Origin of the sequence: Belliella kenyensis, assembly GCF_022549675.1 — a bacterium.
In the GTDB taxonomy this organism is placed as follows: domain Bacteria; phylum Bacteroidota; class Bacteroidia; order Cytophagales; family Cyclobacteriaceae; genus Belliella; species Belliella kenyensis.
This window is the reverse complement of the sequence record NZ_JAKZGR010000013.1, coordinates 127,451-141,336: the sequence shown is the minus strand read 5'-3', so window position 1 is coordinate 141,336 and position 13,886 is coordinate 127,451. Positions and strand designations below refer to the sequence as shown.

Annotated in this window: 11 protein-coding genes; 3 read left to right on the top strand and 8 right to left on the bottom strand. The window is 38.2% G+C overall.

What is annotated here, in order from left to right; translation table 11 throughout:
- Window positions 1-446: 446 nt before the first annotated feature.
- The 3 genes from MM214_RS14370 to MM214_RS14360 form a co-directional block, all read right to left on the bottom strand.
- The gene (locus MM214_RS14370) at window positions 447-1,061 is read right to left on the bottom strand and encodes a collagen-like protein (protein ID WP_241296346.1); all 615 of its coding nucleotides are present in this window, start codon (window positions 1,059-1,061) and stop codon (window positions 447-449) included.
- A gap of 104 nt (window positions 1,062-1,165) precedes the next feature.
- Window positions 1,166-3,031: a DUF4139 domain-containing protein gene (locus MM214_RS14365; RefSeq protein ID WP_241296344.1), complete on the bottom strand. Its 1,866-nt coding sequence runs from the start codon at window positions 3,029-3,031 to the stop codon at window positions 1,166-1,168.
- Between the two features lie 125 nt (window positions 3,032-3,156).
- Window positions 3,157-4,620: a Gfo/Idh/MocA family protein gene (locus MM214_RS14360; RefSeq protein WP_241296342.1), complete on the bottom strand. Its 1,464-nt coding sequence runs from the start codon at window positions 4,618-4,620 to the stop codon at window positions 3,157-3,159.
- A gap of 130 nt (window positions 4,621-4,750) precedes the next feature.
- Between MM214_RS14360 and MM214_RS14355 the strand changes: the two genes are divergently transcribed.
- Together MM214_RS14355 and MM214_RS14350 are read left to right on the top strand one after the other, a co-directional pair.
- The gene (locus MM214_RS14355) at window positions 4,751-6,103 is read left to right on the top strand and encodes an alanine/glycine:cation symporter family protein (protein ID WP_241296352.1); all 1,353 of its coding nucleotides are present in this window, start codon (window positions 4,751-4,753) and stop codon (window positions 6,101-6,103) included.
- Window positions 6,103-7,197 carry a glycerate kinase family protein gene (locus tag MM214_RS14350; RefSeq protein ID WP_241296340.1) on the top strand — a complete coding sequence of 365 codons (1,095 nt, stop codon included), beginning with the start codon at window positions 6,103-6,105 and terminating at the stop codon, window positions 7,195-7,197. The genes MM214_RS14355 and MM214_RS14350 overlap by 1 nt, the downstream gene beginning before the upstream one ends.
- A gap of 13 nt (window positions 7,198-7,210) precedes the next feature.
- Here the strand turns inward: MM214_RS14350 and MM214_RS14345 are convergent, their stop codons facing one another.
- From MM214_RS14345 to fsa, 4 genes are all read right to left on the bottom strand, one after another.
- Window positions 7,211-8,689, bottom strand: coding sequence for a S41 family peptidase (locus MM214_RS14345; RefSeq protein ID WP_241296338.1), 1,479 nt, complete (start codon window positions 8,687-8,689; stop codon window positions 7,211-7,213).
- 54 nt (window positions 8,690-8,743) lie between these two features.
- Complete coding sequence (locus MM214_RS14340) at window positions 8,744-9,454, bottom strand: cell division ATP-binding protein FtsE (protein ID WP_241296336.1); 711 nt, start codon at window positions 9,452-9,454, stop codon at window positions 8,744-8,746.
- A gap of 2 nt (window positions 9,455-9,456) precedes the next feature.
- Complete coding sequence (locus tag MM214_RS14335) at window positions 9,457-9,660, bottom strand: fructose-6-phosphate aldolase (protein WP_241296334.1); 204 nt, start codon at window positions 9,658-9,660, stop codon at window positions 9,457-9,459.
- Between the two features lie 107 nt (window positions 9,661-9,767).
- Window positions 9,768-10,427 carry a fructose-6-phosphate aldolase gene (gene fsa, locus MM214_RS14330; RefSeq protein WP_241296332.1) on the bottom strand — a complete coding sequence of 220 codons (660 nt, stop codon included), beginning with the start codon at window positions 10,425-10,427 and terminating at the stop codon, window positions 9,768-9,770.
- A gap of 139 nt (window positions 10,428-10,566) precedes the next feature.
- Here fsa and MM214_RS14325 point away from each other — a divergent pair, with 139 nt between their 5' ends.
- A complete protein-coding gene (locus MM214_RS14325; protein ID WP_241296330.1) occupies window positions 10,567-12,318 on the top strand; it encodes an ABC transporter ATP-binding protein in 1,752 nt (583 codons plus the stop codon).
- Between the two features lie 97 nt (window positions 12,319-12,415).
- Here the strand turns inward: MM214_RS14325 and MM214_RS14320 are convergent, their stop codons facing one another.
- Entirely contained in the window at window positions 12,416-13,825 is a 1,410-nt protein-coding gene (locus MM214_RS14320; RefSeq protein WP_241296328.1) for an MATE family efflux transporter, read from the bottom strand.
- Between the last annotated feature and the right edge of the window lie 61 nt (window positions 13,826-13,886).

Genomic DNA, 13,886 nt, shown 5'->3' with positions numbered 1-13,886 from the left:
AAGCATCCAAAAAGCAACTTATTGGGATAGGTGTGTCCATACGGAAAATCCGAGTCATTTTCATACAAAAACTAATCCTAAATTGTACTTTTTCAATCCGAAATTGACTCGTGGATCAAGGGTCAAACACATAAAAAAAGAAAGTAGAGCTTAGTTTAAACCCTACTTTCTAATTCCTGACGAATTTTCCAAGAAGCCCTAAGTAGAGAGGAAGGCATTAGTACTCTTAAAGTTCTTTCTTAATTGAAGCCTTTAAAATATTGTAAAAATTCAAAATTAATTATTTTTTAATTTGGATACACATAACTTTGGCAGTAGCTTATTGAAAATAGCGATTTGGTAGTTTAGAAATTAATAGATGTTTGAAATTCATGGAAATTGCCCAATAGAATCCAATTTTTCCATTGATGAGATACTCCTAGCAAAGGTGTGTATAATCGAAATTTTTAATTCTGTAAGCTTTCATAATAAGCTACCACCGCATCATAGTCTGTGAGATCAATATCTGGTAATGTTGCTCTGCCTCCAGGGTTGTTTACCAAAGGTAACTTCAAAAACCTTAGTGTATAAGTTTCCCCAGGTCCTGAATACCTATTTATTCTGACACTTATGGCATTGCCAATTCGTAACCACCAAAACCTGTACATTGAAGTGGCTGAGCTACCTGGGCCGGGGATAGGATAAGTTACACCAACGGAAGAATCTATCAAAAATGCCAAAAAAGTAACATCATCAATTTGAGAACCAATGTTGGGTATATCAATAAACCTATTTGCATTTGAAGCAAAATTGTGTGCAGGATAATTATAAATTTCAAAATTTATTCCTCCAGGAGCTCCTTGTTGTCCTTGTTGTCCTTGTGGGCCAGCGGGACCTTGCGGGCCAGTAGCACCTGTAGCACCTGTAGCACCAGCGGGACCTTGTGGTCCAGTAGCACCAGCTGGGCCTTGCAATCCTTGTTCTCCTTGAGGGCCTTGGTCACCTTGAGGCCCCTCTAATCCTTCACAACTTATTAAAAAGAGAAGGCATAGAATCATTGATATAAAGTAATTTTTTCTCATGTTATTTAAAATTTAAAGGTTAAATAGAAATAGAATATTTTATTGATTAGATAAATGTATTTATTTTTTTTTGAAATAAACACATCTGTCTATATATTAATTGGTTATCTATCTAGTATTACTTTTTCTTTCCGCGGATATTTGACCTCATATGCAAGTTCTAATACTTTTTGTTCTCCAGGTTTCAAATTCAATATCCAGTCGATCACTCCTGTATCTTTATTTACATTTCCATTAGCTGACTTTAATAGCGTTATGCCGATGTCACTTACTATTGATATGGGATATTGATCAAGTATTTTAATGTTTATTTCGGATGACTTGTTATTTTTTACAGTGATTTTATATGCTCTAGATTCAGTATAATTTGATCCAATTAATTTCCTTGTGGCATTTTGTTCAATTTTTTCTCTTTCTATAATTATACCTCTATCACGACCGAGTGAAATGGACAAGGTGTCCTTTAAACTTTCAGCTTCTAATATAGTTCTACCTATATAAGTGTCTTCAAAGTATAAATTAGCTTCTCCCTGCAATAGGTTATACTTCTCCCAATCAACTAATTCAGCAATCAAAAATGCGTCTTTATCTTTTTTGGGTATCGCAAAATATTGATATGTTGCTTCAAGTTCATGTTTTTTCAGTTCCACAAGTAGCTTTTCTGCATTGGATAAAATGGTGTATGGTTTGTCAACAGCTATTTCTACTGTAGTTTGGTTCTCTATGGATGTAGTTTCTATATCTAATGATTTACTTAAAATGGGCGTTTGGGGTCGAGAATTTCTGACTTGTAAACCGGGACTTCTTCCTACTATTGCATCATAACCCACAACCACTACTTCAGTTATCGTTTCCATATCCTCTTCCATCATTACATTCATTAAATCACTCGAAATATTTAGCTCTTTACTTCTAAAACCAATAAATGAATAAATCAACCTTTGTGCTGATGAAGGTAATGTCAGGTTGTATTGACCATTAATGTCTGTCACAGTTCCTATTGCAGATCCTTTTACATTTATACTCACCCCAGGTATTGGTAGACCTTCACTATCTGTAACCATTCCGCTTACGAAACCTGTATTTTTATAGATATTTTGATCAAAAGTAGTAAGTCTTGCATAAGTGAGTTCCCATTTTTTCAATTCAGGAATTACACCACTTTTTTGTGGGGTAGCATTGGAAAATTTAAGCTTTACATTGTTCCAGTCATTTCCTGTATTTTGCCATACTTCTGCTTTGTAATTTACCTGAAGAGGTTTTGAAATATCTATGGCTCTTATGTCATATTTTGGAAACCATCCTGCATTATTGACCAAATAGGAAATAGATAACTCCCCTGAAACTTGTTTTTCAACACTTACTTTGATAAGGATATCATTGACAGGGGTGATAGGTTTGCTTGTGTTTTCATTCAAATGTTTTTCTAGTCTTTGAATTTTTTCGGTAGTCGCATTGGTATTTTGCCTATTGGTGATTTCATCATTTTTTATGGATGTTATTTCTTTTTCGAAAAAATCTAGTGCTTGTTTTAATTGTACCATACTTAAACCAATGTTTTGACCTCCAAGGTTTTTGTTGGTGTTCAAGACTGTCATCTTTTCTCTTAAAACTTCTGCTTGAGCTTGAAGTCTTAGCAGGTTACTTTTCTCTTTATCCAATATAGATATTAGACTGTCTTTTGAACTATTGGCTTTTTCTTCCAAAAAATTTGACTGAACATTGACCGCTAAAATGGTGAATTCACCAAAACCTTTTACTTGAATACTTTTGCTGTCAATGTAAGAGGACTTTCCACGTATCGTCAGGACTGTTTCTCCAGGGCTTAAGGTAAAACTGCTTTTTTCAGAAATTTGAGCACCACTTTGATATACAGTGACTTCTTTGATCTCAGATTTGATGGATTTTTCAGAAGGAATTGCCAAGATATTTGCTAGCAGACTAATGGATAAAAGTAGGGGTTTGACCATGGTATAAAGATTTATTTTTGGAAAATTGCTTCTAAATCTACTAAAAAAATTGATTCAAGTAATTGAAAAAGGAGCAGTAAAATTCACTGCTCCTTTTGATGAACTTGTTAGGATCGGCTATTTGATTAGACTCCTAAATCCCATCCATCTCTATAAGTTCGTTTTACGAACTGATTTGCGGCTTCAAAATTTGTCACTTTCATATTATCTCCATCCCAGAGAAGCTTGATACCTCTACCAGGATAATCATAGCCATTTCCTTCTGCTTTTGGAATCCTGTAATCGTAACTTCTAATAGCCAAGTTACCCATAAGAACAGATTCTGTCAATGGCCCAGCAATAGAGAAAGGAGAGCTTAATTGTTTGAATTCTTGACTTCCATAACCCGCTATGCAAGCATCTACCCAATTGTTGTAGTGTCCTGACTCACCATTTGGAACTCTGTATAATGTTTCTGCTACATTCTCTTCACTTGTCCTAGAAGTAGGAAGCAATTTGGGGTCTCTACCATAGGTGCTACACATCATTTTGCCTTTAGTTCCTTCTATGATCACCCCATTACCTCCATCACCCATCCTTTCATTGGCTCCCAATTCCTCAGGTCTGGTTGGTTGAATCCCACCATCCATCCAATGAAATTCCAAATCCTCTTTTCCATTTCTTTTGAATCTTAAGGTGATATGAGAAGATGGAGGACAGCTTTCTGGGAAATATCCTCTTTGGAACTCTCCAACATAAACTGAGCCTACACTACATTCGGCTGATTCGGGGTATCCTAGTTCTAGCACTCGGAATGGAGCTTCCATAATATGACAAGCCATATCTCCAAGTGCGCCAGTACCATAGTCCCACCATCCTCTCCAGTTGAATGGGATCAGATTGGCTACATAAGGTTTTTCAGGAGCTGTACCTAGCCAAAGATCCCAGTCTAGGTCCTCTGGAGGAGTTGCTGGCTGACTTGGCCAAGCGATACCTTGTGGCCATACGGGACGGTCTGTCCAGCATTGTACTTTTGTAGCTTCTCCGATTAGTCCAGCTTTGTACCATTCCATCATTTTTCTTACGCCATCGCCCGAGGAGCCTTGATTTCCCATTTGAGTGACGACTTTATATTTCTCTGCTGCCTGAGTCAAAGCCCTAGCTTCATATATGTCATGAGATAGCGGTTTTTGGACATACACATGCTTGCCTAATTGCATTGCTGCCATGGCTTGTATAGCATGCATGTGATCTGGGGTGGAGATAGTCAAAGCATCAATATTTTTATGCTCCTTATCGAGCATTACCCTGTAATCTTTGTAATATTTTGCTTTTGGGTGATCAGCTACACTGCGAGCAGCTCTACCATCATCTACGTCGCATAAGGATACGAAATCCACTTTTCCGGAATTGAATACTCCTCGCACATCTCCTCCGCCCATACCTCCTACACCTATTCCAGCTACTCTTAGTCTGTCTGAAGGTGCGACAAAGCCTGGGCCTCCAAGTACATGCCTAGGAACAAAATAAAAACCAGCCAGTGCTGTAGCTGATGATTTTATGAAATTTCGTCTTGAATTTTGATTTTGGGGTTTACTGTTTTTTTCCATTTGTATTAATAGGTTAAGCAATAGTTTGAATTCCAAGATATATATTTTTTCTCTAATTACTTTATAACTATTGCTAAGGATTGCAAAAACAAAAAAATCGTTTTAATATGGTCTTTCATTTCAAAACATGATGGGAGATTTAATCATTAATTTTAGTAATTGGATATGGGATACACCCATGTTGGTGTTGTTGATGGGGGGAGGATTTATATTATTTGTATATTCTGGTTTTTTACCGTTCAGAAGGTTAGGCCATGCCATCAAGCTAGTTCAAGGCAAGTACGATGATCAGAACATGCCTGGTCAGATATCTTCACGGCAAGCATTGTCAGCAGCGATTGCAGCGACTGTAGGGCTTGGCAACATCAGTGGTGTGGCAATAGCAATCAACATGGGCGGTCCAGGAGCAATTTTCTGGATGTGGATGTCAGCTTTCGTGGGTATGGCTACTAAATATTTTTCTTGCAGTTTGGCTATAATGTTTCGAGGAAAGGATTCCAATGGTGAGATTCAAGGAGGTCCCATGTATGTGATAGAAGAGGGTATGGGTAAAAAGTGGAAACCATTAGCGGTTTTATTTTCAGTCGCTGGAGTTCTTGGTTTGCTATCTATTTTCCAAGCCAATCAATTGACAACTGTAATCAGATCCGTTCTTTTGGAACCTAATAATCTTGATTATGGAGAATCGACAAAGTGGATGTTGGGAATAGGAATGATGATCATTGTAGCTGGTGTAATCTTAGGTGGAATCAAGCGAATCGCTTTGGTGGCTTCTAGACTAGTTCCTTTTATGGTCGGCTTGTATTTTGTTACAGTGATTATTATTTTGATCCAATACATTGGGAATGTCCCAGAGATGCTCAGCTTGATCATTACAGATGCATTTACAGGAGAATCGGTGCTGGGTGGTGCTGTTGGTGCCGTGATTGTGATCGGTGCAAGAAGAGCAGCATTCTCAAACGAGGCTGGAATAGGAACAGCCCCTATGGTACATGGTGCATCCAAAAACAATGAGCCAGTAAGGGAAGGTATGATAGCTATGTTGGGACCATTTATAGATACGGTTGTGGTATGTACACTTACAGCCTTGGTGATTTTGCTAACTGGTGTGTGGGAGAGTACAGAGAATGACGGTGTCAGGCTCACACTTTCGGCTTTTGAGATGGCTCTTCCTGGTTTTGGGAAATACCTGCTCATGATCGCTGTGTTGGTGTTTGCTCTTTCTACCATGTTTACTTATTCCTATTACGGACACAAGTGTTTCAATTACTTGTTTGGAGCAAAAAGGGCTGATTATTATAATTATTTTTATTTGGTGACAATCGTGGCAGGAGCTGTGGTGTCTTTAGAAGTAGTAGTAAGCTTTATAGATGGGATGTATGCTATTATGGCTATTCCTACTATGATATCCACCATATACCTTGCTCCAAAAGTAAAAGCGGCTACGAAGGACTATTTTAATAGAATGGCGAACAAGTCTTGATGAAGATTCTAATTGCTTCAAATGCATTTAAAGGTACAATAACTGCAAGTCAATCTTGCGGTGTGATAGATTCTGTGCTAAGTGAGTTGATGCCAAAATCTCAACGAACGATTTGTCCTATAGCAGATGGGGGAGATGGTACTTGCGAGTTACTCGGAGAGTATTTGGATCTGAAAAGGATAGATTTAATGGTGCTAGATGCCATCGGTAGATCAAAGATGGGGTTTTTCTATTGGGATGGAGAGAAAAAGAGGGCTTACATTGATGTGTCTTCTGCTTCTGGTATCGGTATTATCCATACAGATCACCTAAATCCTAATGTTGCAAGTACTTATGGTACTGGTCTTGTAATTCTCAAAGCTATAGAGTCTGGCGCAAGTGAAATCGTATTGGGTTTAGGAGGTACTGCAAGTATTGATTTAGGAATGGGAATCCTTCACGCCTTAGGCTTTGCTTTCGTGGATGAGAATGGCCGTGATTTAGTACCTTTTTCAGATAATTTTCTTAGTCAAATCAGCCATATCCAAAGACCTATCAAAAGATTCAATATTTCTTTCATATGCTTATGTGATGTAAACCATTATTTTTTCGGGAAGAATGGGGGGCTTCGAACATTCGGACCACAGAAAGGACTTCGAGAAGTAGAATTTGTGAACAAAGAAATTGAATGTAATAATGTTTTGACACTTCTTTCAAAGAAATCAAATCTGAAGATTAGTGATCAAGCTGGTTTTGGTGCAGCAGGAGGGATTGCTTACGGATTGAGTTATTTTTTTCCAGTTTCTATATATTCTGGTGCGTCTTGGATTTTTGACATGCTAAGCTTAGAGGAAAAAGTAAAGGAAATAGACCTGGTAATCACGGGAGAAGGTCGATATGATGACCAATCAGTAGGAGGAAAGGCATGTTATGAATTGCTTCAAATGGCCACAAAATATAAAAAGAAAACCATCTTGATTACTTCAGGAAATGAAGGGATTCAAGATGGCTTTGATGATTTGATTTTATTGCCTCAATTAAATTTTAATTCAGCGGATTTTCGAGAAAGAGCTTTGCAAAATCTCGAAAACTCACTTCGATCATACTTTAGGTAAGTGAAGCTTTTATTTATCTATTTTTTAAAGTTTTTAGTTGAACATCATTTAAGCTTTCAATTTGTCTACCAAACCTAGCCTTTCTTTCTAAAGATGTCTCTAGCATCATTCTATCTTCTACATTTCCTCTGATTCTTCCACCACTAATATTGCCCTTGATCGAACTTATTGCTGTTTGTAACAAAGGATCTCTAGTGTCACCAAACTCTCTCCATGGGAAAAAATCAAATTCATCCACCTCAATCGTGGGTGTGAAACCAGTGCTATAATCAGACTGATTAAGACTATTGAAACTTTTCGATACGATAGGCAATAGACCATAGGTGTTTTTCGGATTATCCTCATCTTCAATTGCAAAAGAACCTACATTTTTACCTGTTGTAGTCTCACCTATCAATACAATATCAAGATATGGTCTAAGTCCGTTGATTATCAGCTCACTAGCTGACGCAGTTCTGCCGCTTGTTAAGATATAGATCTTTTTATCAACAAGTTGATCACCTATATTTTGTGATTTTTGCGTAAACCTAGTTTGTACATTTTGGAAATCGCTAAATCGAGAAAGGAAACTATTGAACCTCGTTTTTGAAAATACTAATTCTGGACTGAAATTCGGTACAATTAAACTTGCCAAATTGTTGGCACTTGATACATATCCGCCACCATTATACCTGAAGTCCAATATCAACTGATTGACATTCTCAGCTTTAAATTCTGCAAAAATTGCTGCCATTTCATCATCATACCTTGAATCAGTATCACCTGATATTGGATCGATCTTACCTGGAGCAAAAAAGTGATAAACTAAGTAGCCGATTTTGTGACTTCCATCTGTGATGACTGAATGGTAGAAGTTTGGGTTTTCTTCTAATTCTACTGCATTGACAGAAACTGTTTCAGGGGCACCGAAAGAACTTCCTGCTTCGTTGAACTTTCTGAGTGTCACGTTGTGTGCTGTATTTCGACCTCTAAGTACTGTTTGATAGTTCGTAAGAGTCATGGTAGTCCCGTTGATTTGAGTGATCAAGTCTCCTCTTTGGATGTTCGCAGCTTTAGCAGGACTATCTTTTTTCACATACAATACCAATGCGATCACATTGTTATTAGTACTACTCTCTCTAAGTAGCGCAATCTCATATCCTGCTTCTGTGGAGACACCTGAAAGGCTATTGATTAATTCTTGAAAATTAGGATAAATAGCTGAGAATCTATCTGTTGGTGTGTATAGTAATGCTTCGAAGTAGTCTTCGGGATCAGAGGTGTTGGCTATAGGGGGTCTCATATCCTCAAGCCAATAGTAATAGGTATCCATGATCTCTTTGATCCAGAGATTAGTCGAAATTCTCTCAGCCACCCCTGTATTATTGTCTTCCTCTTCCGTTTCTTCTACGGGTTCTATATCCTCCTTATCTTTGCATGAGCTTGTTAATGCTATACTCGCTAGCAAGGTGAGCATTAGTAAATAATGCTTGAAGTTTGAACAATTTTTCATAATCATATTTTTAGCAGAACTAAATTAATGATTTTATGTTCAAATCAAAAATTATTAAAAAGAAGTATTGATAGATATATCTGCCGTTTTGCTATCCAACAACTGTCCTTTTTCACATTTCAATACCCTGTATGGATATTTTCTTAGGAGGTCATGGTTGTGAGTAGCCATAAGGATAGCTGTGCCTTGCTTGTTAATTTCTTGGAAAAGCTTAAAAACGCCGTCAGCCACGTCTGGGTCAAGGTTTCCTGTAGGCTCATCTGCCAATAGGATATCAGGACTATTGATCAGAGCTCTCGCAATCACTACGCGTTGTTGCTCTCCTCCTGAAAGTTGATGGGGCATTTTTGTAGCAGCATCTGCAAGTCCTACGAGCATGAGAACTTCAGCCATTCTGCTTTTCATTTTACCCTTATCTCTCCAACCTGTCGCTTTCATCACAAAAAATAAGTTCTCAGCAACGGATCTGTCTGAAAAAAGTTGAAAATCCTGAAAAACTATTCCTAATTTTCTTCTTAAAAATGGGATGTCTTTATTTTTAATTTTTCCTAAATCAAAGCCAACTACTTCCACATGTCCCATTCGAAGTGGAAGATCTGCATACAAAGTCTTCAAAAGGGAACTTTTTCCGCTTCCAGTTCTTCCTATCAAAAATACAAATTCTTTCTTTTGTATGTCAAAATTCACATTGGTAAGAACAGCATCAAGACCTTGGAATATCCCAGCCTCACGCACATCGATAATTGGTTCTGTTTTGAAATCCATGATTATAATTCCAGTTTTTGCAATTTACCAAAAGGCAACTCTTTGATAAGTTTTTCCATTTCTTCTTCTTTTCCTTCAAGGCCAAATTTTTCAATGTTCTTCATCGGTCGATCGGCCCTAAAATAGGCAACAAGAACAAAATTCTCGTCACGTATCTGAATGTAATCTGGTATTTTTGCTTTGCCTTTTACTTTTATAATGTACATGGGATACAATGTATATGGATAATATATTTTACTCATGGAATACCCACCACTGGAGTAATTTGTTTTATTTTACTTCAATTTTCAGTATTCCATGAGCAATAAGGGAATTATTTCCCCGCAGCTTTTGCATGGTCAGCTAGGAACTGAGCTAATCCTGAATCTGTCAATGGATGCTTCAATAATCCAGTGATCACTTTCAATGGACAGGTAACGACGTCAGCACCGATTTCAGCACATTTGATCAGGTGCATGGTATGTCTTACTGATGCCGCAAGTACTTCTGTAGCAAATCCATAGGTGTGATAGATATGAACGATTTGCTCGATCAATTCTAAGCCATCATAAGAAATATCATCTAATCTTCCGATGAATGGAGATAGATACGTAGCACCAGCTTTGGCTGCCAATATGGCTTGTCCAGAAGAGAATACTAGTGTACAATTTGTTCTGATACCTTCAGAATGAAAATACTTAATAGCTTTAACCCCATCTTTGATCATTGGGATTTTTACTACAATTTTATCATCAATTTTTGCAAGTTCTTTCCCTTCTCTGATCATTCCATCAAAGTCTGTAGAAATTACTTCTGCACTCACTTTGTCATCTACGATATCGCAGATAGCTTTGTAATGAGCCCTCACATTGCTGTCTCCACTGATGCCTTCTTTGGCCATTAGAGAAGGATTGGTAGTCACACCATCCAATACACCTAGATCATAGGCTTCTTTGATTTCAGCTAAATTAGCCGTGTCAATAAAGAATTTCATTGTTATTAGGTTTAAAGATTGTTTAGATGCAACAAAGTTAAAGGAATATCTAATATTTGGAAGGTAAGTCAAATGCTTTATTCAAAAAAGAACTAATAAAACCCCATATTGTGTTGTATCTCGATTTTAAGTGGATTATATGACAAAGACAAAACGTACAGAAAATAGAGTCAGTATGACTCAGGTATTTAAAACTATTATTTGGCCTAGAAAAAAACAACTTTTATTGGGTTTGGTATTGATCATCATCAGTAGACTGGCTGGTCTTATACTCCCAGGTGCGTCCAAAGTTCTGATAGATGAGGTGATTCCTTCTAGTGATATCAACATGCTGAAGTGGTTGGTGATCGGTGTAGTAGCTGCTATTACCATACAGTCAGTCACTTCTTATGCTTTGACACAAATTCTTAGCGTAGAAGCACAGCTTCTGATCGCCAAGCTCAGGTCCAAAGTTCAGCGACATATAATCCAACTTCCTGTAAGGTTTTTCGACAATACCAAGACTGGTGAATTGGTCTCAAGGATTATGACCGACGTAGAAGGTGTTCGTAATCTTGTTGGAACTGGGTTTGCTCAGATGATAGGTGGGATTTTGACTGCAATTATCTCTCTGGTTCTCTTGATTTATATCAGTCCTCTGATGACTTTGTATGTATTGGTTCCTGTGATTGTTTTCGGACTTATTTCACTCAAGGCATTTGGTAGAATCAGGCCAATATTTAGAGAAAGAGGAAAAATCAATGCAGAAGTTACAGGCAGACTAACAGAGACTCTGGGGGGTATTCGTGTGATCAAAGGTTTCAATGCAGAGCAACAAGAAATAAGATCATTCGAATCAGGAGTCGATCGGCTTTTTCAGAATGTGAAGGCAAGTTTGACTGCGACAAGTTTTGTGACTTCAGCAGCTACTTTCCTTTTGGGTCTAGCTTCTGCTGGAATCATGGGGATTGGTGGATACATGATCATGGATGGTCAAATGACTTTTGGTGACTTTCTAGCATTTACCCTTTATTTGGGATTTATGATAGCACCGATTGTTCAGATGAGTAATATCGGCAGCCAGTTTACTGAGGCGTTTGCAGGATTAGATAGAACAGAAGAAATTATGAATATGCCTTTGGAAGAAGATGCTACACAGCGCATCATCCAGTTGCCTAGTATAGAGGGGCATATTCAGTTTCATAATGTGAGCTTTTCCTATGAAGAAGGAAAAGATGTATTACATGAGGTTTCTTTTGATGCACCAGCAGGCTCAGTGACTGCTTTGGTGGGTACTTCTGGATCAGGCAAGACAACTATAGCTGGTATCGCTGCATCATTTCTCAATGCAGGTTCTGGTCAAGTGCTTGTGGATGGTGTTGATTTGCAGAAAGTTAGTTTGTCTAGCTTTAGGTCTCAACTTGGAGTCGTACTACAAGATGATTTTTTGTTTGAGGGTTCTATTAGAGAGAATATTCTATTTCCTAGACCAGATGCTACTGCTGAAGAACTTCAGAACGCAGTGATCTCGGCACATGTTCAGGAGTTCACCGACAGGTTTGAAGAAGGACTGGATACCTTAATTGGTGAAAGAGGAGTGAAACTTTCAGGAGGACAAAGGCAAAGGATAGCTATAGCACGTGCGATTTTGGCAGATCCTAGGATTTTAATTTTGGATGAAGCTACCTCCAATCTGGATACGGAAAGTGAATCCCTCATACAGGCAAGTTTGAAATCCTTGATGAAAGGGAGGACTACTTTTGTGATTGCCCATAGACTCAGTACGATAAGGCAAGCAGATCAGATTTTAGTAATAGAGCAGGGTAAAATTGTGGAGAAAGGAAAGCATGATGAGCTAATTGCAAGCCAAGGAAGGTATTATCAACTTTATACTTATCAAGCGCGGATATAAGTTCAACTTTGATCATTGGTTTATTCCCCTGCACTAAATCCTGTTAGCTAGTTTTTGTACTAAGAAAGCAGTAGAGTAGGTTAAAACATCTAAATGCCTAAACTTTTACTGTTTTCCATTTGCCTCGACTAAATAGCCAAAGGGTGAAAAGACCGACAGAAGTTTCTGAAAAGAAAATTGCCCAAAATACACCTGAGTGACCCCAGTTCAAGTGAATAGAAAGAAAATAGGCCAAAGGAATCTGTATTAACCAGAAGAAAACTACATTTATTTTGGTAGGGGTGATTGTATCTCCTGATCCATTGAAGGCTTGTACAGATACCATCCACCATCCATATACAAAGAAAGAATAGGAGAGTATTCTAAGCCATTCTGAGCCAATCTCAATGACAACTGCATCATTGGTAAATATTCCCATGAGAGATCTAGAATAAATAAAGTAGAAAATAGACACCAAAACTAGAAATATCATGTTGTAAGATCCAGTTTTCCATATCGCGGATTCTGCTCGATCAGGATTGGAAGCACCGAGATTTTGACCTACGAGAGTTGCAGCGGCATTTGAAAGTCCCCATGCTGGCATCATAGTAAAGAGTAAGACACGTAAGGCAATAGTCGCTCCAGCCACTGCCTCACTGCTTATATCTGCTAAGATTCTCATGATAAATATCCACGCACTCATGGCAATGATCATTTGTCCAATTCCGCCTAGCGATGTCTGGAAGATGTTTTTCAATACCTTAGAATCCCAGACAAGGTGTGTGCGAAGTACTTTGATGTGTTTTCCACCATTGAATAGAACCCAAAGCTGTATGATCACACCGATACTTCGTCCGATTGTAGTGGCTATAGCTGCACCTTCGATTCCCATGGCTGGTATAGGCCCCCAGCCAAAGATCAATACTGGATCAAGAAGCATATTGATACCATTGGATATCCAAAGTACCCGCATAGCAATGGCTGCATCCCCCGCACCTCTGTAGATTGAGTTGATTACAAACAGTAGCATGATGACCATATTCGTTCCAAGCATCCACTGGGTATAGCCAAATCCGTATGTGATAGCCCAATCATCTGCGCCCATCAGTGAAAGCATTTCTTTGGAATAAAAAATCCCAAGAATCATAAAAGGAAGTGATGCTAATATAGCCAAAATGATAGATTGCACAGCCGAAATAGCAGCCTGATCTTTTTGTTTTTCACCTGTTCTTCTTGCTATGATGGCTGTCACAGCAGTAGCCAGTCCCATTCCGATCGAATATAGCAAAAACAAATATGTCTCGGTCAAGCCTACTGTAGCCACGGCAGAAGATCCTAGTTTCCCCACGAAAAAAATATCCACAACTGCAAAAGTCGATTCCATAAGTAATTCTAAAATCATAGGCACGGCCAGTAGAAATATGGCCTTTTTCATATCTATCTGTGTGTAGTCTTCTTCAGAGCCCTTGATAGCGAGTAAAAGGTGATACCAAAGTCCACCTTTATTTATTTCCTGTTGTTCGTTCATTTTAATTATTGGATTCGCAGTGGATATTTAAGCAAAAAAATATCACCTTATCCTTTCAGAA